General features: G+C 36.2%; 20 protein-coding genes. 10 read left to right on the top strand and 10 right to left on the bottom strand.

The window, feature by feature from the left end; translation table 11 throughout:
• Nucleotides 1–36: 36 nt before the first annotated feature.
• Together IR022_RS13885 and IR022_RS13880 are read left to right on the top strand one after the other, a co-directional pair.
• Nucleotides 37–2163 carry a M3 family metallopeptidase gene (locus IR022_RS13885; RefSeq protein ID WP_194204164.1) on the top strand — a complete coding sequence of 709 codons (2127 nt, stop codon included), beginning with the start codon at nucleotides 37–39 and terminating at the stop codon, nucleotides 2161–2163.
• Between the two features lie 328 nt (nucleotides 2164–2491).
• Nucleotides 2492–3316, top strand: a complete 825-nt coding sequence (locus IR022_RS13880; RefSeq protein ID WP_194204163.1) for an ROK family protein — start codon at nucleotides 2492–2494, stop codon at nucleotides 3314–3316.
• 49 nt (nucleotides 3317–3365) lie between these two features.
• Here IR022_RS13880 and IR022_RS13875 read toward each other — a convergent pair whose 3' ends face one another.
• Complete coding sequence (locus IR022_RS13875; protein ID WP_194204162.1) at nucleotides 3366–4178, bottom strand: nuclear transport factor 2 family protein; 813 nt, start codon at nucleotides 4176–4178, stop codon at nucleotides 3366–3368.
• Between the two features lie 252 nt (nucleotides 4179–4430).
• Here IR022_RS13875 and IR022_RS13870 point away from each other — a divergent pair, with 252 nt between their 5' ends.
• A complete protein-coding gene (locus IR022_RS13870; RefSeq protein ID WP_050708687.1) occupies nucleotides 4431–4790 on the top strand; it encodes a winged helix-turn-helix transcriptional regulator in 360 nt (119 codons plus the stop codon).
• Nucleotides 4791–4804: 14 nt separating this feature from the next.
• On the opposite strand, the gene IR022_RS13865 is transcribed toward IR022_RS13870, so the two are convergent.
• Together IR022_RS13865 and IR022_RS13860 are read right to left on the bottom strand one after the other, a co-directional pair.
• On the bottom strand, nucleotides 4805–6964 hold the full coding sequence (locus IR022_RS13865) for an elongation factor G (protein WP_194204161.1): 2160 nt from the start codon (nucleotides 6962–6964) through the stop codon (nucleotides 4805–4807).
• Nucleotides 6965–7409: 445 nt separating this feature from the next.
• Complete coding sequence (locus IR022_RS13860; protein WP_194204160.1) at nucleotides 7410–9062, bottom strand: peptide MFS transporter; 1653 nt, start codon at nucleotides 9060–9062, stop codon at nucleotides 7410–7412.
• Nucleotides 9063–9476: 414 nt separating this feature from the next.
• Between IR022_RS13860 and IR022_RS13855 the strand changes: the two genes are divergently transcribed.
• The 4 genes from IR022_RS13855 (at nucleotide 9477) to IR022_RS13840 (ending at nucleotide 14300) form a co-directional block, all read left to right on the top strand.
• Entirely contained in the window at nucleotides 9477–10940 is a 1464-nt protein-coding gene (locus IR022_RS13855; protein ID WP_194204159.1) for a PKD domain-containing protein, read from the top strand.
• 302 nt (nucleotides 10941–11242) lie between these two features.
• A complete protein-coding gene (locus IR022_RS13850) occupies nucleotides 11243–11956 on the top strand; it encodes a hypothetical protein (protein ID WP_194204158.1) in 714 nt (237 codons plus the stop codon).
• A gap of 186 nt (nucleotides 11957–12142) precedes the next feature.
• A complete protein-coding gene (aroC, locus tag IR022_RS13845) occupies nucleotides 12143–13207 on the top strand; it encodes a chorismate synthase (RefSeq protein ID WP_194204157.1) in 1065 nt (354 codons plus the stop codon).
• A 100-nt stretch (nucleotides 13208–13307) separates the two neighbouring features.
• Nucleotides 13308–14300, top strand: a complete 993-nt coding sequence (locus IR022_RS13840; protein ID WP_194204156.1) for an FAD:protein FMN transferase — start codon at nucleotides 13308–13310, stop codon at nucleotides 14298–14300.
• A 6-nt stretch (nucleotides 14301–14306) separates the two neighbouring features.
• On the opposite strand, the gene IR022_RS13835 is transcribed toward IR022_RS13840, so the two are convergent.
• The gene (locus IR022_RS13835; protein ID WP_194204155.1) at nucleotides 14307–14678 is read right to left on the bottom strand and encodes a nuclear transport factor 2 family protein; all 372 of its coding nucleotides are present in this window, start codon (nucleotides 14676–14678) and stop codon (nucleotides 14307–14309) included.
• Nucleotides 14679–14977: 299 nt separating this feature from the next.
• Between IR022_RS13835 and glyA the strand changes: the two genes are divergently transcribed.
• From glyA to gap, 3 genes are all read left to right on the top strand, one after another.
• Nucleotides 14978–16258 carry a serine hydroxymethyltransferase gene (gene glyA / locus IR022_RS13830; protein ID WP_194204154.1) on the top strand — a complete coding sequence of 427 codons (1281 nt, stop codon included), beginning with the start codon at nucleotides 14978–14980 and terminating at the stop codon, nucleotides 16256–16258.
• 122 nt (nucleotides 16259–16380) lie between these two features.
• The gene (locus tag IR022_RS13825; RefSeq protein WP_194204153.1) at nucleotides 16381–17367 is read left to right on the top strand and encodes an endonuclease I family protein; all 987 of its coding nucleotides are present in this window, start codon (nucleotides 16381–16383) and stop codon (nucleotides 17365–17367) included.
• 311 nt (nucleotides 17368–17678) lie between these two features.
• Nucleotides 17679–18683 (top strand): type I glyceraldehyde-3-phosphate dehydrogenase, encoded by a 1005-nt coding sequence (gene gap, locus IR022_RS13820; RefSeq protein ID WP_050708164.1) that lies wholly within the window; start codon nucleotides 17679–17681, stop codon nucleotides 18681–18683.
• An 84-nt stretch (nucleotides 18684–18767) separates the two neighbouring features.
• On the opposite strand, the gene IR022_RS13815 is transcribed toward gap, so the two are convergent.
• The 6 genes from IR022_RS13815 to atpE form a co-directional block, all read right to left on the bottom strand.
• Nucleotides 18768–21416 carry a glycoside hydrolase family 78 protein gene (locus IR022_RS13815; protein ID WP_194204152.1) on the bottom strand — a complete coding sequence of 883 codons (2649 nt, stop codon included), beginning with the start codon at nucleotides 21414–21416 and terminating at the stop codon, nucleotides 18768–18770.
• A 205-nt stretch (nucleotides 21417–21621) separates the two neighbouring features.
• The gene (gene atpG / locus IR022_RS13810; protein ID WP_194204151.1) at nucleotides 21622–22530 is read right to left on the bottom strand and encodes an ATP synthase F1 subunit gamma; all 909 of its coding nucleotides are present in this window, start codon (nucleotides 22528–22530) and stop codon (nucleotides 21622–21624) included.
• Nucleotides 22531–22537: 7 nt separating this feature from the next.
• Nucleotides 22538–24124 (bottom strand): F0F1 ATP synthase subunit alpha, encoded by a 1587-nt coding sequence (gene atpA, locus IR022_RS13805; RefSeq protein WP_050708161.1) that lies wholly within the window; start codon nucleotides 24122–24124, stop codon nucleotides 22538–22540.
• An 84-nt stretch (nucleotides 24125–24208) separates the two neighbouring features.
• On the bottom strand, nucleotides 24209–24763 hold the full coding sequence (locus IR022_RS13800) for a F0F1 ATP synthase subunit delta (protein ID WP_194204150.1): 555 nt from the start codon (nucleotides 24761–24763) through the stop codon (nucleotides 24209–24211).
• 6 nt (nucleotides 24764–24769) lie between these two features.
• The gene (atpF, locus tag IR022_RS13795; protein WP_194204209.1) at nucleotides 24770–25270 is read right to left on the bottom strand and encodes a F0F1 ATP synthase subunit B; all 501 of its coding nucleotides are present in this window, start codon (nucleotides 25268–25270) and stop codon (nucleotides 24770–24772) included.
• Between the two features lie 17 nt (nucleotides 25271–25287).
• Complete coding sequence (gene atpE / locus IR022_RS13790; RefSeq protein WP_050708158.1) at nucleotides 25288–25542, bottom strand: ATP synthase F0 subunit C; 255 nt, start codon at nucleotides 25540–25542, stop codon at nucleotides 25288–25290.
• Nucleotides 25543–25589 lie beyond the last annotated feature (47 nt).

Raw genomic sequence — 25589 nt, 5'->3', positions numbered from 1 at the left:
GGTATTTACTAATCTAAATATAAATTACGCAAGTTTATGATCAAAAAGTTTTTATTTCTCTTTAGCCTGGCTATAACGACATTGAGTTATGCGCAAGATAATCAGAATAATATTAAACAAATGGATACAAAGAATCCTTTCCTCGAGGCGTTTAAAACACCTAACGGTACACCTCCTTTCGATTTAATTAAAAAAGAAGATTACAAGCCTGCTTTTGTTAAAGGTATCGAACAACAAGCTGCTGAAATAAATGCCATCACTAGAAAAAGAGATGTTGCTACTTTCGAAAATACAGTGGTGGCTTTGGACGAAAGTGGTGAGATATTAGATAGAGTATCGTCAGTATTTGGAGCCATTCGTGGAGCTCAAAGTGATCCGGATATTCAAAAAATAGCTGAGGAAATATCTCCACTGTTGTCGGAGCACGATGATAATATTTATTTGAACGAGCCTCTTTTTGCACGTATAAAAATAGTATATGCTGATAGTTTGAATCCTGCCAGAACTACAGAGCAAAAACGTTTAGTTGAAAAATACTATAAGAGATTCGTTCGTTCGGGTATTGCATTAAATGCAGCTCAAAAAGATCGTTTACGTGAAATAAATAAAGAGTTGAGTTTACTTTCTCTTTCTTTTGGTAAGAATCTTCTGGCAGAAACAAATAACTATGAGTTGGTAATAGATAATTCTAAAGACTTATCAGGATTATCATCTGATGTTATTAATATCGCAGCAAAAACAGCTAAAGAAAAAGGAATGGATGGTAAATGGGTATTTACTTTGAGTAAACCTAGCTGGTTGCCTTTTCTTCAATATGCAGATAACAGAGATTTACGCGAAAAATTGTACAAGGCTATGTATAGTCGTGGCAACAATAATAACGAATTCGATAATAAAAAGAACATCAATAAAATTGTGAATCTGAGATTAGAGAAAGCTAATCTTTTAGGATATAAATCTCATGCAGATTATGTTCTTGATGAAACAATGGCTAAAACTCCTGATAATGTATTCGGATTATTGAATAATATTTGGGAATATGCTTTACCTCAAGCTAAAAAAGAAGCTGCTGAACTTCAAAAGATGATTGATAGTGAAGGTGGTAATTTCCAATTAGCTTCTTGGGATTGGTGGTATTATACTGAAAAACTTCGTAAGGAGAAATATGCTTTAGATGAAGAGGCATTGAAGCCTTATTTTATGGTTGATAATGTGCGTGATGGAGCATTTCTTGTAGCTAATAAGTTATATGGAATTAGATTTAAACCATCGTCGGAGATTTCTATTTATCATAAAGATGTTCAAGCTTTTGATGTAATAGATGCTGACGGATCTTTTATTGGTGTGCTTTATCTGGATTACTTCCCTCGTGCAAGTAAACGCAACGGTGCTTGGATGGGTAGTTTCCGTAAACAGAGTGTAAAGAATGGTGAGTTTGTGAATCCTATTATTTATAATGTAGGTAATTTTGCTTTGCCTACTGAGGATAAACCTTCTTTGTTGACATTGGAGCAAGTAACAACTCTTTTCCATGAATTTGGACATGGATTGCATGGCTTACTATCGAATGTAAATTATAATGGACTGTCGGGTACAGCTGTATCTCGTGACTTTGTAGAACTTCCTTCTCAAATATACGAACATTGGGCATTGCATCCTGAGGTATTGAAGCTATATGCTAAACATTATCAAACAGGTGAAGTAATTCCTGATGCTTTGATTGCTAAAATGCAAGAGGCAACAAACTTTAACTCAGGCTTCGAAACTACTGAAATTGTTGCTGCTGCTCTTCTTGATATGAAATGGCACGTAATAACTGAGAAACAAGATTTTGATGTAGATGCATTCGAATCAAATGAAATGAATAAAATAGGTCTTATCTCAGAGATTATCCCAAGATATAAGAGTACTTATTTTGCTCACATCTTTGATGGTGGATATTCTGCCGGATATTATAGCTATTTGTGGTCTGAGGTATTGGATGCTGATGCTTTTGAAGCTTTTGTAGAAAAAGGTGTTTTCGATAGAACAACAGGACAATCGTTCCGTGATAATATCTTGTCTAAAGGTGGTTCTGAGGATCCGATGACTTTGTACAAGATTTTCAGAGGAGCTGAGCCTAACCCTATTTATTTGTTGAAAAATAGAGGTTTTATCAAATAAGGTTGTAGACTTTATCAACTATCTATATAAAAAAGGGGAAGTATTAATACTTCCCTTTTTTTGTGCTATTTTGATCTGATTATATATTAATTGGTTTCGATTTGAAATATGTGTGTTTAGCTGGCTTTACACCATGTTAAATGGCTGTTGTAATTACACCCAATTTGATATTTTGTTTATATTTGTATTGAATTTTACCAGGAAGAAGGAAAATCAAATAAATTTAATATTATATCAGTTTTCAACTGAATAAGTTTTTTAACCTTTAATTTAGAGTATATCTTTTTTTTCGAAGAATCTATTCTCTAAAGTCTTTAACAGAAAAAATATGACAATAGGAGTTGACTTAGGTGCTACGAATATAAGAGTAGGTATAGTTGAAGGTGGAGTGATCTACCGTAAAATATCGGAACCTTTTCCGTATGATAAAACAATTGATGAAACAATAGACTTCTTGATTACTACTATTGGCAGATTGATGAATTCAAATATCAAAGGAATTGGTATAGGAGTTCCTTCGGTTGTTGATTCTAAAAAGGGAATTGTTTACAAAGCAGGTAATGTTCCTTCGTGGAAAGAGGTACATTTGAAAGACATTCTTCAGTCTGAGTTTAAAATACCGGTACGTGTAAATAACGATTGTAATTGCTTTGCTTTTGGCGAAAGATATTATGGCGAATGTACGCCGTATCGCAATATCGTAGGCGTAACTCTTGGTACAGGTTTGGGGGCAGGTATCGTTATTAACGATGTTTTGTATGAAGGGCTAAATACCGGCGCAGGTGAGATTGGTTTAATACCTTATCTGGATAGTAATTACGAACACTATTGTGCAGCTAAATTTTTTCAAAGATATAATACTACCGGTCACATTGCCTATTTGAGAGCTGAGAATAACGAGCAGGAAGCACTTGATATGTGGGAGGAGTTTGGACATCATATTGGTAATATGATTCAAGTGATTATGCATATGTATGATCCCGAGGCTGTGATTCTTGGAGGAGGAATATCCAAGGGATATAAATACTTTGAAGGAGGTATGAATAAAAATCTGGATACTTATCCTTACCCTTTGGCTTTAGAGAGAATGAAAATATTGCTTTCGTCTAAGGAGGATATTAGCTTGTTGGGAGCAGCATCTCTTATTCCCTGATAAATAAGAGATATCTGCATCATAATTACTAGAGTGTCTATTTAGAATTTTATAGGTTTAAATTGGCATACACATACATACGACAAATTAGTCCATTTTTGATTTCGAATACACTGCAAAATCGTTTGTTCACAAAGCTATTATTACTATTTGCATAGGTGCCACTCTCTATTCCTTCTACAATTATCCTATTGCCGGAAATAGTATAGACAAAGTTGTTATAGTCGTAGCTGATTTTATCTATTGATTCTATTAGGCTCTTGTTAAGTTTAAGCAGGTTGTTGATGCTTTTTAAAACTCCCGATTGAGGAAAATAAACTTCTATATCTGGTGCAAAAAGAGAATTTATGGTATCCATATTTCGGGTACTAACATGCTTAAAGTATTTTTTGATAATATCGATATTTTCACTTGAATTGCCTTTCGTATATTCTTCATAGTTATCTATAGTCAATGCTTTTGCTAGTTCAAAGCTATCCTCCAAAAATAGATATTTTGTTATACGTTTATCAGAGACCGTAAAATGTGCCATAAAGTAACTATTGAATATTTTATTAGTTTTCAATATAATGGTTGATACATACCCTAGTGCAACAGCATGCTGATCGTTTATAAATAATTCATCAACTTTGAATATCAAATTCTTAGTGTTTTTATTTAATAAAGTATAGAACTCGTTTACACCGGACTTTCCTTTTTTTAATCCTACCCAAGGAGCTAAACTTTCATTTCCGGGAATTTCCCATTCTATACCATCTGACATTAAATCTATAATTCCGGCTACGTCTCCCAGAGTAGTTTTATTATAAAAACTTTCAACTATTTTACGTGTTTCTTCGGTAGATTTATTTATTGTTTCCATCTTTATTGTTTTAAGTGATTGATTTTTAAAATTCAGATCTACATCTTGACTAAAGGTGCTTTGTGTTATACAAAAATTACTAGCCAATAATAAAATAAATATGTTTGTTTTCATTTCGAAGACTTAAAATTTATACTTTTGAATGATTAAAAGTAGTCACTTATATATTGTAAAACAACAACTTACGTGTGTGTGATCCGCTAACCTAAAGGTTAGTAAAGTTGATAATGTAGGGGTTAGAACAAAAGAAAAATGAAAAAAAGAATAGTGATAGAAGGTTGTCCGTTGAGAACCGTGATGGATAGGTTTGGCGATAAGTGGTCTATTCTTGTTTTGCAAACCTTAGGTGAAGAAGAAACCCCCATCCGTTTTAATGATTTGGATAGGGGTATTGAGGATATATCTCAAAAAATGCTAGCTTCTACTCTGCGAGTACTCGAAGAGTGTGGTCTAATCTCAAGAGAGGCATTTCTGGAAATACCTCCCCGAGTAGAGTATCAGCTAACTGATATGGGCAAAAGCTTATTGCCTTTAATTAAAAATCTCGTAGAATGGTCTACTGATCATCTGGAAGCAATAAATAGTGCATGTATGGCAAAATCGAAAGCATAAAAGGTAAGTGACCTTTAATCTTCGGCTTTTTGGGTTTCTTCATACTCTTTCAATAGCTTTTCTTGTACATCGGCGGGTACTAATTCATACTTAGAGAATTTCATAATGAATGAAGCCCGACCTCCGGTAAGAGAACTAAGAGTTATAGAGTAGTTAGACATTTCTTTTAAAGGTACTTTAGCATTTATGACTTCAATGTCTTTGTCGCTTTCCATCCCCTGAATTATACCTCTTCTGTTTTGAATATCACTCATTACATCTCCCATTTTATCGGAAGGAACAAAAACGGTAACATCCGATATAGGTTCGAGAATCTTAGGACCTGCATTTTTGAAAGCTTCACTAAAGGCATTACGTCCGGCTAGCATGAAAGATATTTCATTAGAATCTACGGGGTGCATTTTCCCATCATATACGATAACACGTACGTCACGTGCGTATGATCCGGTAAGAGGTCCTTGTTCGAGTCGAGCCATAATACCTTTGATAATAGCGGGAACAAACCGTGTGTCGATAGCTCCACCTACAATACTATTGACGAAGACAAGTTTTCCTCCCCAATCAAGATCATAAGTCTGAATGTCTCTTGATTGTACTTTAAATTCCTGCCCGTTAAATTTATAGGTGTCAGGTACAGGCATACCTTCAATATAAGGTTCTACAATCATATGTACTTCACCAAACTGTCCTGCACCGCCCGATTGTTTTCTGTGACGATATTCGGCTCTCGATGGTTTTGTGATAGTCTCACGATAGGGAATCTTAGGTTCAGAATATACTATTGATATTTTATCGTTATTTTCTATTCTCCATTTTAGAGTTTTTAAATGGAATTCACCTTGTCCCGATACTATAAGTTGTTTTAGTTCTTTAGAATTTTCGATAAGCCATGTGGGGTCTTCTTCGTGCATTCGTTGCAAAGCTTCGCTCAGTTTTTCAGAGTCTCTTTCGTTAGCAGCTTTTATTGCTCTGCGGTATTTGGGGTTGGGGTATTTAATGAAGTCGAATTGATTGTCGGTTCCTTTTCCGTTCAGTGTGTTTCCTGTGCGTACATCTTTTAGTTTTACTGTTGCACCTATATCTCCGGCAACAAGTTCTTCTACTTTGGTACGTTGCTGACCTGCAACCATGAATAATTGTCCAATACGCTCTTTTGATCCTCTGTCTGCATTTATAAGATCATCTCCTTCTTTTACTTTTCCGCTCATTACTTTAAAGTACGAAATGTCGCCTACATGAGGCTCTACTGTCGATTTGAAGAAGAATAAACTCGTCGGGCCATTCACATCAGGTTTTATTTCCTCGCCTTCTGTATTCTCGGGGAAGGGCATGTCTACAACATAAGGTACTACATTCCCTAAGAATTCCATAGTTCGTCTTACACACATATCTCGTTCGGCACAAACACAAAATATGGGAAAAATATCTCTTTGTACAAGACCTTTACGTATTCCGAAACGCATTTCTTCTTCGGTAAGTGTACCTTGCTCAAAGAATTTTTCCATCAACGATTCTTCGTGCTCTGCGGCTGCTTCAACTAATTTTTGGTGTAGTTCTTCGGCTTTATCTTTTTCTTCTTCGGGAACTTCGAGTACTTCGGGAACGCCTCCTTCGGGTTTCCATCTGTACATTTTCTTTTTTAGAACATCAATTATGGCATTAAAACTTGGTCCGCAACTGATAGGGTATTGTATGAGTACTGCTTTTTCGCCGTAATTACCTTTTAACTGGGCTACAACATTGTCAAAATCGGCTTTTTCCTGATCGAGCTGATTGACGATGAACATTACCGGTTTTTGAAATTTCTGAATATATCTTAGTTGGTTTACTGTACCAACTTCAATCCCATATTGAGCATTTAATACCATGAGTGCTGTATCCATCACATTGAGTGATGTTACTACATTGCCTATAAAATCATCAGCGCCGGGGCAGTCAATAAAGTTGAGTTTACGGTTCATCCATTCAACAGAAAAGATACTCGAAAAGACCGAATATCCATACTCTTTTTCAACCGGAAAGTAATCGGTAACCGTGCTTCCGGCTTTCACAGTACCTCTGCGTTTTATAACACCTGCCTCGAAAAGCATTGCTTCGGCAAGAGTGGTTTTCCCGGAGCCGGAGCTCCCAAGAATTGCAATGTTTTTGATTTCGTTAGTTTGGTAAGTTCTCATGGTAATAAATATTTATAGGATTTATATAAAATATTCAACTTCAATACCAGATTTGGGTTTTCAACCCTTTATTGCTTTGACTAAGGATAAGTATACCCTTTGTTTGAATAACTGTAAGGTTTATTCAAACGTCTAGAAAATATGGCAATAAATATTACACTACTTTTATAATCGAGGAATGAATGCTCTTTTGCATTTTCTCAAAATTAATAAATGTTCTTTTGATGAGACTATAATCTGAAATACAAAATTGTATGTTCTTTAGCATGTTAATCTCTATGAACTTTTTATGGATTTGAGAAAAGAGATTTTCCAGTTATTTCTTACAGAAAAAAATAATTGTAAGTGTTTTATCGTATTTAGTTTGGCGAGTTTCAAAACAAAAAGAGGTCGGCATTTATATAATACCGACCTCTTGTATGCTGACTGAAATATTTGTTTCTTTTTACGAATGTTGATTGATAATGTTTCTTAACCATTTTACGAGCATCATAATGGCTAGGGCAGCTATAACACATGCCCCGAAATTCATGAGGAAGTAATATTCTTTGTTATCAAACATGTCCCACATTCCGGCAACCATTCCACTCAATTTATTTCCGATAGAGGTTGACAAGAACCATCCACCCATCATAAATGAGGTAATGCTTTTGGGGCTGACTTTTGAGACGAGCGATAAACCTATGGGGCTTATTAATAGCTCTCCAACTGTGACTACTCCGTATGTACCAATGAGCCAAAGCGCCGAGGCTTTGTCGCTGTAAATATCAGTATAGATAACCGATGCAGCCATCACGAGTGACGAAAGCCCCGTTATGAGTAATCCCCATCCCATTTTTGCAGGAGTTGAAGGTTCTCTTCCTTTTATACGAAGTCTAGAAAAGAATCCGAGTACAACAGGGGTGAGTATAACTATAAAGAATGGGTTTATAGATTGGAATATTTCAGTAGAAATTAAGTTAACCTTTTCGCTCTCCTTAGGTAGGTTTTCAGGAGATTCGTTTATGAAATAATGTGGATAATCGTACGATTTTAGAGTGTTACCATCAGCATCTGTAACAGCTTTTAAAGTATGATCCATTGTAATTACTGAATCTTTTTTATACTCCAATTCTTGTACCATTCCAACGGGTTTTACCAATTTGGCTGTGGCAGGAGTTATAGATCGCTCAGTATAACTTTCGGCAAAGGTAGTAAGGGCTGTTGCATTTTGTTTAAATACTGTCCAGAATACTACCATGATAAGGAAGATACTCAAAAGTGCTTTAATTTGTGATCGTTCTTCTTTGGGTGATCTGAATATCAATGAGGCATAGAAGAATATAACAGGAATACATCCGAATAGGAATGCATCATTAGAATCTGAACCGAATACATTTCCGGGGATCAACCATCCTAGTGCTCCAAAAGCAATAGCAGGTGCAAATACATAAAGTAATACTTTAGTGATATCAGAATTGGAGTCGTTGGTCTTTTTGATAATATCGGCTTCTTTTATATGGCGTGTACCCATCAGAAAGACTATCAAACCAATAAGCATACCTATACCGGCTGCGATGAATGCATAACCCCATCCATAATTGTTACGCATATAGGCTGCAACGAAATTACAGATAAAAGCTCCTACATTGATACCCATGTAGAAAATACTGTAACCTGCATCTTTCTTAGCTTTATATTTTTCTTCTGTATATAGATTACCTAATAATGTAGAGATATTTGGTTTGAAAAAACCATTACCTATAATAATAAGAAGTAGGGCTATCCACATGGCTGTACTTCCCGGAATGGCTAGTGTACAATATCCGGCAGACATAAGAACTGCTCCTATAATGATAGATTTGCGATACCCCAGAAGTTTATCAGCAATTAACCCTCCCAGAAACGGAGTTATATATACCAATCCTAAATAAGTACCTACAATATCATAGGCATCTTTTTTTAAGAGTCCCATGCCTTCTGAGTCGATAAGGTAAAGAGCAAATATGCCAAGCATAAGATAGTATCCGAATCGCTCCCACATTTCGGTGAGGAATAGGTATTTGAGTCCTTTCGGGTGTGATGTGCTTTCTTTTGGAGTGGATAAATTTTCCGTCATTTTGTATTTAGGTTTTTTCAGATTTATGCAAAGATAAAGTTCTGACTCGGAAATGAAAAGGTATAGTTGTAAAAATGGTAATTTAGTTTTTGTTAGCTAGAAAGAAAGATGGATAATAGTTTTGTTTCCAATTTAATGTTTTATATTTTTGCCAGTGAAGAATTTGACAACTTTTCACATTTGAGACGACGACAAATTTAACTAATGTATTCTGAGTGATAATTCTAATTATGCTTATTTGGACAGCTTAGTATTCTGAGCTATTGGGCTGTGTGCTTTAAAATCAAATAATTAACAATTAGATAATGTCGCTATTTATTCGTTATGCCATTCCTTGACTTTTTTGAGGTGGGAGCATAACGAAGGTGGGGTGTAATCATTTTATACAAGAAATAACTATATAAAAACATATTAATGAAAAGAACAATATTAATACTTTGTTGTATTTTCTGCACAATAGCTATCTATGCTCAAAAAGAAACCAATTGGTGGTATTTTGGGTCTGGTTCGGGTTTGAATTTTAACGAACTGAGTACTATTAATGGTGTTGAAAATATGCCAAAGGCTGTTAGAGGTCCTTTAAATACTAGTGAGGGATGTTTTACATTATCGGATTCGGGAGGAAATCTACTAATGTCTTCAGATGGAATCACGGTTTATAATAAACAAAATCAGCAAATGGAAAACGGTTCAGGACTATTGGGACATTCATCTGCGACTCAGTCAGGAATTGTGATTCCTAAACCGGGTTCTTCTACCGAATATTATATTGTTACAGTGGCTGTAAGAATAGGTGAAAACGCAAATGCTAAAGGAATCAATTATTCGATAGCCGATTTAAGTGCAAACGGGGGATTAGGAAAAATTACAACTAAAAACGTACAACTGTTGCCGAGTCCTTTGGATGAAAATATTGCTGGTATATTAAATGCTAATGGCAAAGATTTTTGGCTGGTACACAATACGGGAAGGTATTTTTATGTCTGGGCGATAACCGCTGAGGCTGGTTTTTCGGCAACACCTCAGATATATGATATTGGATTTACTCCTGTAATTGATGCTAGTGCTGCATTGGGGACCCTGAAATTTTCTTCTGACAATACACGCTTTGCTCGTCCGAATTATACCGGTAAGCAAATGATAACTGGTTTTTTTGATACATCAACAGGCGTTGTATCTGGTGTGAAAACTACAAATCTGGCATCGATATCAACTAAACCGTATGCATTGGAGTTTTCACCTTCGGGAGAATATATTTTCTACAATACTTCAGAAAGTGGTCCTATGTATAGAGTGTCATTCAACGACGTACGTAATGGTTTGTTTGGGATAAATACGACTTTGCCTATCTCCAACGTTCAGTTATCTCCTGATGGACGAATTTATGGTATAAAAATAAATACTAGTACCCTGTATGTGATAATGAATCCTGATGAAGGAGGCACTGATATTAGAACAATGGATAATTTCTTGGTTGCGAATGCTGGCTATGGGCTTCCAACTTTTGCAGCTTCCTTTTTTAATGCAAAGCCTGTATCACCTAAGGCATTTACTTGTGCAGGATATGCAGCTAAGTTAAGTATCGAAACCTCTTTTGCGGGTATAGATGTTCCAACCTACTTTACATGGGATTTTGGAGATGGTAGCTCGTTAGTTACTCAGACTTTTACAGCGGGAACCACGACCTATACTCAGAAACATACTTATGATACAGCGGGTACTTATAATATTACGGTAACGCCCTATAAAACAGGAAGTACAATGCTGGCAGATAAGGTGGTGACCTTTAGAGCGAATATTGTTAATTGTAATATAGTATCTAATCGTATGATTCGCGATGATATGCTTAATACGGCTAGAATGAATCAGAATCAATAATATCTATCTGAAAATATTGGATTTTAATTTTAGGGACAAATAATTATTTGTCCCTAATGTGTTATAATAAGAGTCTTTTCTCTATAGGAGAAAAGACTATAGTAAAGTTTAATTGTACATTTATTTAGGTCTGCCATATTTAAGTGCATCTGCAGGAAAGTCTATTATCAATGCAAAGTAACGAAACCTACTATTGTGACCTTATTAGAACTTTAGTTACTTTTGTAAAATAAATCTGAACTTATTTAATATACAGAATGTTAATAAAATCAGCTAGTAAACACATAACTCCATCTAAGTATATGAAAAGTTTAATTCTTTCATTAGTGACCTTCATTTTAGGAATATCAAATTGTTTAGGGCAAACCGAAATGAAAGCCTTTCGTTATGATACGATTCCTGCTCCAGCAAAGAATGAAGTACAATTGTTTCGTTATGATACAGTTGCTGATCCAAGGGCAAATCAATCTCAGGAACCTTTGTACAAAATTGAGCAGCCTGTGAAACAACAAAGATATCAGTCGAAGCCTACGCAACAGCCACTAAGCTACAATGAGGGACAAGGGAGTCAAGGCCGAATGGTATTCGGAGGTGCATTTGGTATGGCATTTAGTAGTGGTTATGTGTCTGTCAATATCTCTCCGCAGATTGGTTATGAGTTTAATCGTTACTTTACTGCCGGAGGCGGAATCGGTTATTTTTATTATAGAGACAACTCTCATGGGAATGATTTTTCGCAAAACTATTTGGGAGTGAACGCTTATGCCAGATTTCACCCGATTCGTTTTATCTCATTGCAGGTACAACCCGAACTTTATCAGATGTGGGGAAGTGCAGGAGGGCAGTCTCTTGATTCACAAACCGTTCCTTGTGTATTAGTTGGAGGTGGTGTGAATATTCCTTCTGGACGTAATGGAGCTGTCACTATGATGATTCATTATGATTTGGTTCAGAATGATTGGAGTCCTTATGGAAATCAGATGTTTTATTCAGTCGGATATATTTTCGGATTTTGACGTGTGTAATATCTCCTTAAAGTAGTGGTAACATCTATTGCTTCGAGGAGGCTTTTCGCATTATTATGTATAGTTGAAGTTGTGATTTGCTTTCATTTTTATCTATATTTGTAATAGTTAAGATGGCAGGCTTATTGATATTGATATGTCAACTTAAATTATTTACTATTATTACTTAATAAGGATATGAATACTTTTGGCAATATATTTCGTTTAACGTCTTTCGGAGAGTCTCATGGTGCAGGCATAGGAGGCATAATTGATGGCTGTCCTGCAGGCATTGAGGTAGACATGGATTTTATTCAGAATGAATTGAATCGTCGTCGTCCGGGGCAATCAAAAATAACTACACCCAGAAACGAAGCTGATAAGGTAGAATTTCTATCGGGTATTTTTGAAGGAAAAACTACAGGTACTCCCATTGGTTTTATTATTTGGAACGCTAATCAGCATTCGTCTGATTATGATAATATGAAAGCTTTGTATCGTCCGTCTCATGCGGATTATACATACCAACAAAAATACGGAATAAGAGATCATAGGGGAGGAGGTCGTTCTTCGGCTCGTGAGACTATTGCCCGTTGTGTAGCCGGTGCTTTGGCTAAATTGGTCTTGAATCAATTGAATGTCTCTATTACTGCATATACTTCTCAGGTAGGTGGTATTAAATTAGAGAAATTATATTCTGAATATGATTTGAATACTATTGAAGATACTCCCGTTAGATGTCCCGATGCTGCGAAAGCAGAGGAGATGATAACGTTGATAAATGAAGTGAAATCGAAAGGTGATACAATTGGTGGGGTTATTACTTGTGTAGTCAAGGGAACTCCTGTAGGATTGGGCGAACCAGTGTTTGGTAAACTGCATGCAGCTTTGGGAAATGCTATGCTTAGTATCAATGCCGTTAAAGGTTTTGAGTATGGCGATGGCTTTGATGTGAATCACAGAGGCTCGGAAGTGAACGATGAGTTTTATGACAAAGATGGAGCAATAGATACTCGTACCAACCATTCGGGAGGTATTCAAGGTGGAATCTCCAATGGACAGGATATTTATTTCAGAGTAGCATTCAAGCCAGTTGCAACTATATTAATGCAACAACATACGGTAGATCAGGAAGGAAACGAAGCAGACCTTAAAGCTCGTGGACGTCATGATGCGTGTGTACTTCCTCGTGCAGTACCTATTGTTGAGGCAATGGCTGCTATGACAATTCTCGATTATTATTTATTGAATAAAGCTCGCTGATTATATAAGGGCAAAGATCAATTTGTTCCTTCAGAAAATGTTGTAATTAGAGATAGTTATGACTGGTAGATAGTATAATAATTTTTGAACTCTAAGTTGTATGTGGAAACAGTGCTTTATGCTTTTTATTATATCGCTATTTCTTATTTCTTGTAATAAGAAGCAAGCAATTTATATTGAAGATAAAGGAGATGTTTTTCATACAACCTATTCAATAAAATATAAATATACCCATTCTCTTAAATCAGAAATAGAGGCAGAGTTAGCAAGGTTTGATGATTCACTGAATCCATTTAAGGCTACTTCTATCATATCTAAAGTGAATAACAATGAGGATGTTGTATTGGATAGTTTTTTTGTGAATGTGTTCAATAGATCACAAGCTGTCTCTAGGGTTTCTGATGGACTTTTTGATATAACAGTGTCTCCACTGATTAATGCTTGGGGTTTTGGGTTTAAGAATCTAGAGAATGTAACCCCCGAAATGATTGATAGCCTTAAATCAATTGTAGGGTACGATAGAATACAACTTCAAGATGGGCAGGTAATAAAAAATGATTCTCGTATTCAGATAAATACATCTGCTATTGCTAAAGGTTACTCAACTGATGTTATTGCAAAGCTGCTCGAATCATACGGTATAGCCGATTACATGATTGAGATTGGTGGAGAGGTGACTGCAAAAGGCACAAATGCAAAGGGTGAATGTTGGCATATCGGGATAGATAAACCGATTGATGAAAAAGTGCCCGAACACAGAGAGTTACAGACCATTATACAATTGTGCGACAAATCAATGGCCACATCTGGCAGTTACCGTAACTTCTATATAAAGGATGGAAAGAAATATGCACATACAATTAACCCTAAAACAGGTTATCCATCGGAATCTAATATCTTAAGTGCAACTGTTATTGCTGATGATTGTATGACAGCAGATGCCTATGCTACGGTCTTTATGCTTGCCGATACTGCCGATATAAGGCGTATAGCATTACAAGAGCAAATTTCGTATCTGCTGTTCTTAGATTCGGGTAATGATAGTTTATCTGTTGTAAAATCGTCAGATTTCGAGAAATATGAAGTCCGATAATCTTATTTATATCATTACACTGCTTCCTGCTATAATTTGCCAGTTATTATTGAACTGTTTCCATACTCTAAGGAAACGAACTTTTCCTGAAATAGGTTGAACTCCGTATTCTCCGTTCATGTCTATTGTTACTGCAACTACTGCTGTATCTCCAATTATATTAATCTGCTGATTGGTCGCACTGATGTTGTGCACTTTCATGAGACCACTGCTGTATGATTGCAAATCTATTTCTTTAGTGACAGTTTGCCCCATAGCACTATTAAAAAGGAGATCGGGATGTATAAGTTTATCTAATGTTTCTACATCAGCATGTAGCATAGCATCCAGTAATTGATTTTCAAGTTGCTCAATTGTATTTTTGATCGTTGTGTTCATATCTTCTGTGTTGTTTTATGTATTCTACAAAAGTAGCGTTTTTCTTAAATGAAAAAATGAATATTAAGCAAAACCCTCAATTTTCGTATTATATGCCGATGAGTTTTCAGAATGGTTGTTAAGGTTGAAAATATTGTTCATATAGTCAGCGAAATGAAAAATAATATAGTAAATTTGTAAGCGTATTTTTAGTATTGTCGAATAACTCTATTCTTAACAATACAAGTAATAAAGAGGTCAACGACCTTTAATCAGAAAAATAATAAACAGGTCAGCGACCTTTAAAACTTTCTTATATAATGAAAAGAGATACTGCAATTTTTGATATTATTGAAAGAGAACACCAGCGCCAACTAAAAGGAATTGAACTTATTGCTTCAGAGAATTTTGTGAGCCAGCAAGTAATGGATGCTATGGGATCGTGCTTAACTAATAAGTATGCCGAAGGATACCCAGGCAAACGTTATTATGGAGGCTGCGAAATAGTTGACCTTAGCGAGCAATTGGCTATAGATCGTTTGAAACAAATTTTTGGAGCAGAATGGGCGAATGTACAACCTCACTCAGGTGCTCAGGCAAATGCTGCAGTATTTTTGGCATGTCTTCAAGCAGGCGATAAATTTTTAGGATTGAATCTTTCTCATGGAGGCCACCTTTCACACGGTTCGCCCGTTAACTTTTCGGGGTTGATGTTCCATGCACTAGAATATAATGTAAGACAAGATAACGAAGAGGTTGATTATGATCAGATGGAAGCTGTAGCTAAGGCTGAGAAACCAAAATTGATTATTGCAGGTGCTTCGGCATATTCTCGTGATTGGGATTATGCTCGTATTCGTCAGATTGCAGATTCTATCAATGCTATTTTCTTGGTTGATATGGCTCACCCTGCAGGACTAATTGCTGCGGGTCTTTTAAACAACCCTCTTCAATATGCACATATTGTAACTACTACAACTCATAAAACTCTACGCGGACCTCGTGGTGGAGCTATATTGATAGGTAAAGATTTCGAAAATCCTTGGGGTAAGAAAACTCCTAAAGGCGAAACTCGTATGATGTCGGCTTTGTTAGATTCTGCTGTATTCCCAGGAATACAAGGTGGACCACTAGAGCACGTTATTGCAGCTAAAGCGGTATCTTTTGCTGAGGCATTAGACCCATCATATAAAGTATATCAGGCACAAGTTCAAAAGAATGCTGCTGTAATGGCTCAGGCTTTTGCCGATAAAGGATATAAAATTGTATCGGAAGGTACAGATAATCACTTGATTTTGATTGACCTTAGAAAGAAATTCCCTGAATTGACTGGTAAGGTTGCTGAAAAAGCTCTTGTGGCAGCAGATATTACTACCAATAAAAATATGGTACCTTTTGATAGCCGTAGCCCATTTCTTACATCGGGTTTACGTTTTGGTACTCCAGCTATTACAACTCGTGGAGTTAAGGATGGTTTGATGGGTGATATTGTAGAAATGATTGATACAGTATTGGCTAATCACGAAGACGAAAAAATAATTAAAGCTGTACATGATAAAGTAAATCAAATGATGAAAGATTACCCATTGTTTGCTTGGTAATTTGATCAGAGATTCATTATACATACAAAAAAACGCAGTTGAGGTTTAAAGGCTTCATCTGTGTTTTTTTATTTAGAGATAGTTAAAATAATAAAGAGGGTCTTTTGACCTTGCAGTAATAAGTGGCAAAGAAAAGAAAAAAGAAAAAAGGAAGAAGTAAAGGCTCAAACTTTGGTAAAAAGCTGTTGTGGGTGATTCCTCTATTAATAGCAATTGCTTCTTTATTTATCAAAGATATATCAATTGGATATTACAATCGGGCAAATGGTTTATACGGCGCAGCTTTAAAGACTGCTATGCATGATATTATAAGAGATCATGAGTCTCTGAATTTTGATGAAAATACAACAGCTCGCTATTGGTGGGACAATTATTTTAAGAAGACAGATTGGAGTTTGCAAGGTTATTTTCTAGATATGTATTCTAATGAAAAGCATACAACCTATGTTGGAGGGAATGTCCAGAATCGCGAACATTGCATGCCACGTAGTTGGTGGGGAAAGAGAGATAAGTATTCTTCGTATGATGCTAATGGCGATCTTCATAATATATTCCCTTCCGATTATAGCGCTAATGCAGCTAAGAGTAATTTGCCACTAGGGGAGGTTGGAATTGCTAAATTTGATAACGGAGTGTCTAAGGTTGGAAGCAATACTTATCCCCATGGATATAGAGGACAAGTATTTGAACCAGCAGATGAATATAAAGGAGACTTTGCCCGTGTTTACTTTTATATGTTAACTTGTTATGAAGATTACTCATATGATTGGAAGGATGATGCTAAGAAGTCAATGTTGCAGATAGAAGCTTATCCTGGACTTCAACCGTGGGCTCTTGAAATGTTAATCAAGTGGAATAATGAAGACCCTATAAGTGACAAGGAAATAGCTAGAAACAATGCGGTATATAAAATACAAGGCAATAGAAACCCCTTTGTAGATTGTCCTGAATTAGTGAGTCATATTTGGGGAGATAGTAAAGATCAACCGTTTTTTATTTCTGAAGATGATAAGATAAATAGACAACCTCAAATAAAAGATTTGGTCTTTTCCTATGTGTTGGAGGCTAGAGATATAGCCGATCGGGTTCTGCTTAAAATTAAAGAATAAATTAAAAGTATTAGGCATAGTTTCGAGTTTTGGAATGTAAAGTCTAGTATTCGTTTTCTTTGGATTTTGTAATATATACTTAGCATAATTCTTTCAGGCTCATAGTCAATACTAAATTATACTAAAGAGGGTATCCAGAAGTGTAATTTTGAAAGAGAATAATTAGTGAAAAATATATTTTTTGCGTATTTTTGTAAAGGTCAAAATGATTAATGTTATATGTCATTTTGGTAATTGTAGAAATACAATGGTGTACTTATTAAGTTAATTTCGGATTAATAAATTTTTTAACCCATAAAACTTTTAATAAAATGATTAAAGTAGGTATTAATGGTTTCGGACGTATTGGTCGTCTAGTTTTCCGTGCAGCTCAAGGTAGAAGTGATATTCAAATTGTTGGTATCAATGACCTTATCGATGTAGAATACATGGCTTACATGCTACGTTATGATACTATCCACGGAAGATTCAACGGAACTGTTGAAATTAAAGACGGTAAATTAGTTGTTAACGGTAATGCTATCCGCGTAACTGCTGAGAGAAATCCAGCTGACCTAAAATGGAGTGATGTTGGTGCTGAGTATGTTGTTGAATCAACTGGTCTTTTCCTAGATAAAGCAAGCGCTCAAGGTCACATTACTGCTGGTGCTAAATATGTAGTTATGTCTGCTCCATCAAAAGACGATACCCCTATGTTCGTTTGCGGTGTAAATGATAGCAAATATGTAAAAGGAACTCAATTTGTTTCTAATGCATCTTGTACTACTAACTGTTTGGCTCCTATCGCTAAAGTATTGAATGACAAATTCGGTATCGTAGAAGCGTTAATGACTACAGTACACGCTACAACTGCAACTCAAAAAACAGTTGATGGTCCTTCAGCTAAAGACTGGAGAGGTGGACGTGCTGCTGCTGGTAACATTATCCCTTCTTCTACAGGTGCAGCTAAAGCTGTAGGTAAAGTAATTCCTGAATTGAATGGCAAACTTACTGGTATGGCATTCCGTGTTCCAACTTTGGACGTTTCAGTTGTTGACTTAACTGCTCGCTTAGCTAAAGAAGCTACTTATGCTGAAATCTGTGCTGCAATGAAATCTGCTGCTGATGGCGAATTGAAAGGTATCCTTGGATATACTGACGAAGAAGTTGTTTCTTCTGACTTTATCGGTGATGCTCGTACTTCAATTTTCGATGCAAAAGCTGGTATCCAATTGAGCCCAACATTTGTGAAAGTTGTTAGCTGGTATGACAATGAGTGGGGTTATTCAAACAAAGTTCTTGAACTAGTTGCTAGAATGGCTAAAGTTAATGCTTAATTAAATTAAGTATCTTATAGATATTAAAAAGCCGAGATTCCTAAAGGAGTTTCGGCTTTTTCTTTTGAAGTATAGCTTGATGTTTTATTTTTTGATCTCTCTCAATTCAAGGTCATAAACTCCGGCAGAGAGTTGTATTGTTTTATCTCCTTCTATATTCTCTGGAAGATATAATGTGGCTGAACTGTTAGCAGGAATTACCAGATGATAAAGTATCTGTTTATCTGTACGTTTCCACGATGATACAATTTCGCCATAGGGAGAAGTATGCTTTGCCTCGAATTGATTGAGTGCCTTTACAAAATTAGGGCGAAGTTGTATGTGTTTAAATCCTGCCTTATTCTCATCCGGGAATAAACCTCCAAGAGCTCTGTACATCCAAGCATTGATATCGCCGAACATAATATGATTCATAGAAATGTCATTTTCTGCATCTATGTTCCAATTTTCGTATAATGTAGTTGCTCCGTTTACAATCCACCAACCCCATGAAGGATATGTTTCTTGTGATGCAATAGTATACGCTGCTTCTGCATACCCATTTTCAGAGAGAGCATTTAATAAAGCTTTAGCTCCTAAAATACCGGTATCAATGTGAAAATTATCTTCTTCTACTTTTTTGTAAAGATTGGCTGCAACTTTCGACTTGAGCTTCTCTGGAACTATTCCAAAATAGAGAGGTGCAGCTAGTTCGGTTTGTGATCCCGAACAATATATACCGGTTTTGGTATTCAAGAACTTCTTATTTATAGCATTGCGTATCTTATGAGCCAAACGTGTGTAATGCTCATGGTCTCGTTTCTTTCCGAATATCTTAGCAGCATTGGCTAGTATTGTTACATCCTTATAATAGTACAGAGACGACGTCAGTTCCTTATTACTAATTGTTTTTACAGGAACCCAATCACCGAGCCCCCAATCAGTAGTTCCATGAGGACTGATAGATGCTATATGATCTACATATAACTTGATGTTGCCATACATTTTGTGAAGTAAGCGACTATCACCATAGAATAGATATATTTGCCAAGGAATGATGGCTACAGCGCTAGTCCAGTCAGGACCATTTCCCCAGTCGTATCCCCAACCATGAGTCGGCACTATACTTGGTAATACTCCATTTGACTTTTGTTCATCTTTGAAATCATTCATCCATTTCTCATAAATAGTGATGGCATCAAAACTATATAAGCCTGTTTCTATGGCAATGTGAGAATCGCCTGTCCATCCGTTTTTTTCTCGCTGAGGACAATCAGTCGGATAGCCGAATAAATTCGACAAATATGAGTTGTTAGTAGCTTCCCATATTTTATTCAAAGTCGGGTTCGATGATTTAAGACTCCCTATCTGGGGAACATCACTGTGCATTTCTAAAGCCGTTATGCTTTCTTTATTCAAGTCTATTGGTTTTGAAGAGGTAACTTCTACATACTGAAAACCTTTATAGTTGAATTTGGGTGAGAATGTTTCTTTAATTCCTCCTCCTTTTAAAATGAAGATATCTGTTTGGAAAGGATCGCTATCATCAGTTGGGCGATAATGAACATCTATATTAGACATATCAGCTCTACCATCAGGATAGAGACGTTCAGTGTGTTTAATACGTAGCTCTGTGTCTTTATCTCCTTGAACACGTATCTCTATAACTCCTGCGATATTTTTAGCAAAACTAAAGACATAGCAAGTATCATTCTTTTTATCTACTTTGATTGGTTCTAATCGTTCAGTTACACGTATTGGATGTAATTGTTGGCTTGTAATCAGTTTTGAAGGAGCGTCTACGACAACTGCAGTTTGCCAGTCAGTAGTATTTAGACCGGGCATATTCCAATCCTCTATTTCTTTACGAGCATCATAGTGTTCTGCTGTATAAATGCTGTTAAATATAATAGGGCTCTCATGAATTCTCCAAGTATTATCGGACGCAATTGTGTCGGTCGTTCCATCTTCATAGTTAATTCTTATATTAACAAGGAAGCGAGGTCGGTTACGCCAATGAGCTTTATCAAAATCCCATACAGCTGTTGACTGATGATTGTACCATCCATTACCGAGTATAACACCAAAAGTGTTGTCTCCTGCCTGTAATAATGAAGTTATATCAAGAGTTGAATACAAACTTCGTTTATCGAATCGGGTGTACATAGGATCTAACATGCGATCGCCCGCCTTAAGTCCGTTTACAGAGAGCTCGTATAATCCAGCTGCTGTTATATAAGCTCTTGCCGATTTGACTACTTTATCCTTACTAATATTTGTATCTTTCCTGAAATAGAAAGTTGGTTTATAATCTACATCTTGTCCATCAGATATCCATTTTCCCTGCCAGTTTTTAGAGGTCATCAATCCCGTTTCAAAAGAGGTAATATCCGAAGCGTTAGATTGATTACCCTTCCCATTCCATGTAGTTACTCTCCAATAATATTTAGTAAATGGATTGAACGTCTGACCTTTGTAAGCAACCAGACAACTGTCTGAATCAATTTTGCCCGAATCCCATATTTCAGCTTTGTTGTTGGAAAGCTTTAGAGAATCAGTACTAACCATTATTTGATAGGCACTCTGTGCAAGTTCTGTTTGTGCTACTCTCCAACTCAAGCGAGGAGAAGTACAATCTATGCCTAAAGGTTTTTCTAAATATTCGCATTGCAAATTTGTTGGAGGATCAGTCTTTTTTGTACAAGATACCAAGCATGTACTAAGTATTATAAAATATATGAGAAGATTTTTCATCCTGCTATGTAGGGGGTGTTAAGTTATATAATTAAGTAATTACATTCTTTATTATTCGAAGGTAATCATAATTATAATTTTTCAAATAATCATTGTAGTAAAAAAGAAAAGAGCATTTGATAATTTCAAATGCTCTTTCTATTCTATTGTTTGAAGACTGTTTCAGTTCCTAACTTCTATTAAAGTGATCTAATAGGTTATGATCTTATTTGCTCAAAGCAGATGCTCCGCCGATTATATCTAGTAACTGATTTGTAATAGCTGCCTGACGATTCTTATTATACTCAATCGTCAAATCACCTACTAATTCTTCAGCATTATCTGTCGCAATCTGCATAGCAAGACTACGTGCAGCATTTTCCGAAGCATTAGAGTCTAATAAAGCCGCAAACAGATTCGATGCTAATACCTTTGGAATAAGATGTGATAAAAGCTCTCCTTTCTCAGGTTCTAAAATATAATCAGTTGTCTGATTGATGTTTGAAGCCCCAGAGTCAAGATTAGCTTTCTCTATAGCTCCTTTCAAATCAAAAGGCAGATACACATTACTTTTAATTTGTTGAACACCCATTGATTTGAAGTGTGTATAAACTAATATAATCTGATCTATCTCTTTAGATAAGAACTTATCTACAAGCTCCTTCGATATTTGTAATATTGGAGGAAAAGCAGGTCTATCTGTTATCTGTTGAAATGTAGAATTACTTTCAATCGCAAAATTAGATTTTCTAGCAAAATCTGCAATCTTTTTTCCAAAAGGATAAACTATAATATTTTCTTTTCCTACTATCTTAGCACATTGAGATGCGACCGAAGAAAATTCTTTAACAACATTCGCATTGAAACCTCCACACAAACTAGAGTTAGAAGAGAAAGCCACAATGGCTATTTTCCTAATTTCTCTTTCTTGTGCATAAACAGAATCAATACTGCTGTCAGAAGCCAAAAGATTGGTCAGAATCTCATTCAATTTGGTAGAGTAGGGTAGAAAAGAGTTTATTGCCTGTTGAGACTTTCGCAACTTTGCTGTTGCAATCATCTTCATGGCCGAAGTTATTTTCTTCGTGCTTTTTACCGAATCTATCCTATCTTTTACTTCCTTCAATGATGCCATAGCTCAATTATTTTTTGTATTTGCCTGAAATTTCTTCGGCAACCTTTTCGATGATAGCTGTTACGCTCTCATTTATAACTCCTTTTCTAAGAACGTCCAATACAGTCTCTTTGTATTGCATTTCCAATATTTGAAGGAAATCCGACTCAAATTCGTGAACCTTATCTACAGGTACATTATTCAACAGACCATTAGTTCCGCAATATAATATAGCAATCTGTTTTTCAACAGGTACCGGAGAATATTGAGGTTGAACCAATAATGCAGCATTCTTTTGTCCTTTATCTATGGTCAATGCCGTAATTGGATCCATATCTCCACCAAACTTAGTAAATGCTTCAAGTTCACGATACTGAGCTTGGTCGATTTTCAAAGTTCCCGCTACTTTTTTCATAGCTTTAGTTTGAGCACTACCACCTACACGAGAAACCGAAATACCTACGTCAATTGCAGGACGATAACCTGAGTTGAAGAGGTCAATATCCAAAAATATCTGACCATCGGTAATAGAGATTACGTTAGTCGGAATATATGCAGATACGTCACCGGCTTGAGTTTCGATAATTGGAAGAGCTGTTAGGGAACCTCCACCTTTTACTCTGCCTTTCAAACTTTCAGGTAAATCATTCATTTGCTCGGCCACCTCTTGCTGATCGATAATCTTAGCAGCACGTTCCAGTAGACGAGAGTGTAGATAGAAAATATCTCCCGGATATGCTTCACGACCCGGAGGTCTTTTCAATAGCAACGAAACTTCACGATAAGCAACCGCTTGTTTCGACAAGTCATCATAAACTACTAAAGCATGACGACCGGTATCTCTAAAGTATTCACCAATAGCAGCTCCTGAGAACGCTCCGAAATACTGCATCGCAGCAGGTTCGGCAGCTGTTGCTGCAATGATAATTGTATATTCTAATGCACCTTTTTCTTTCAGAGTTTCAACAATGTTGGCTACAGAAGAAGCTTTCTGACCAATTGCAACATAAATACAGTATACAGGATCTCCTGCATCGTAATTTGCCTTTTGGCTAATAATAGCATCAATTGCAATTGCAGTTTTCCCTGTTTGACGGTCACCAATAATTAACTCACGTTGCCCTCTACCAATTGGAATCATGGCATCAATAGCCTTAAGACCGGTTTGTAAAGGTTGAGTTACTGGTTGACGGTAAATAACTCCCGGAGCTTTACGTTCCAGAGGCATTTCCAACAGTTCTCCTGTTATATCTCCTTTTCCATCGATAGGTTCTCCTAGTGGTGTAATAACACGACCGAGTAATCCGTCACCGACTTTAATTGAAGCAATAAGGCCTGTTCTTTTGACATTAAAACCTTCCTTAATCTGACTACTTGATCCAAGTAATACTGCTCCTACATTATCTTCTTCGAGATTCATCACAACAGCTTTTACACCATTGTCGAATTCTAATAATTCATTGGCTTCTGCGTTATTGAGACCATAGATGCGAGCTACTCCGTCTCCTACCGAAAGGACAACGCCTACCTCGTCTAATTGAATACGGTTGTCAATCCCATCCAACTGCATCTTCAACACATCAGAAACCTCACTAGCTTTTATATTTTCAGACATATTTATTTCCTTGTATTAAGGTCTCAGACCTATTTTATTGCTTTGGTGGACATTGTAACCAAAGCCTGTTACAACATAAGGTTACTATGCAATTTTTTTATTCTTACTCATCAATTGACTCTTTATTCTGGTCAATTGAGAAGCCACACTGGCATCAAGTCTATAAGTACCAATATATAAAATAAAACCACCGCCTAGTTTAGGATTCACTTCGGTTACAAACTCAATTGTACCCTCTTCTTTATCTTGAACCAGTTGTTTAATTTTATTTATAGTAGTATCATCGACAGGACATGCCGTTACTAATTTTCCGACACTTATATTCTTATATTTCCTGTATAAATCTAAGTATACTAAACTGATCGTTTGCAGATGGTTTTCTCTTCTCTGATGCAATACCAATTGGATAAACCGAACAAATACATCGCTTACCTTTTCACCGGCAGCAAGTTTTATAAGTTCCAGTTTTTCCCTTGTACTCAGTACAGGATTATCTAGTGTTGCCCGAAGTTGTGGCCTACTGGCTAAGGTTTCGGATAGAATCTTCATTTCTGAAAATATCATATCCTCCGCTTTATTTTCCAAAGCATAGCTAAACAAAGCTCGTGCATAACGCATAGATACCATTCCTGAATTCATAATATATTAAGATTTAGATACCATACTTTCGTCAATCAAACGGTCTATCATAGCCATTTGCTCAGTATTGCTATTCAGATTGTTGCGGATTATTTTTTCAGCAATGTCTACCGAAAGGTCTGCAACTTGGCGACGTATGTCTTTAATTGCATCCTCTTTTTCGAGTCTCATTTGCTTTCTAAGTTCCTCCAATTCTTTCAATCCTTCGGCACGAGCCAATTCTTTCGATTCGTTGATTATACGTGTTCTGGTGCTTTCAGCATCTTTTAAGATTTTCACCTGCTCTTCACGGGCTGAAGCTAAGATAGCTTCGCTTTGTTCTTTTATATGAGCCAATTGTTTATTGGCTTCTTTGGCTGCATCTAAAGATTTTTCGATGTACGCATTGCGATCCTCGACCATCTTTGTAATAATGGGAAAACCGAATTTTGCCAATACGGCAAAAACAATCCCAAAAGATAGAAACATCCAAAATAAAAGACCGGCTTCAGGTTGTAAAAGCATAATTTTTTAATTTAATTGTTTTATAGGATAAATCCACAAACTACTACAGCAAATAGAGCCACACCTTCAATTAGGGCTGCTGCAATAATCATAGACATACGAATATCCCCACTAGCTTCGGGTTGACGAGCAATACCTTCCATTGCAGAAGCACCAATTTTACCGATACCCAGACCTGCACCGATAGCTGCTAAACCTGCTCCTAGAGCTGCACCGAAACCTGTAAGTCCTGCACCAGCTTCAGCTGCTGCTTGTAGAATAGTTGATAGTAACATAATTTTATTCTTTTAGTTATTTAATTATTTATTTTCTATTTTGATAC

The organism is Dysgonomonas sp. GY617, from assembly GCF_015233815.1.
Taxonomy (GTDB): Bacteria; Bacteroidota; Bacteroidia; order Bacteroidales; family Dysgonomonadaceae; genus Dysgonomonas_A.
Note: the sequence above shows the minus strand (reverse complement) of the source record. Positions and strands in the feature narration are given on the sequence as shown.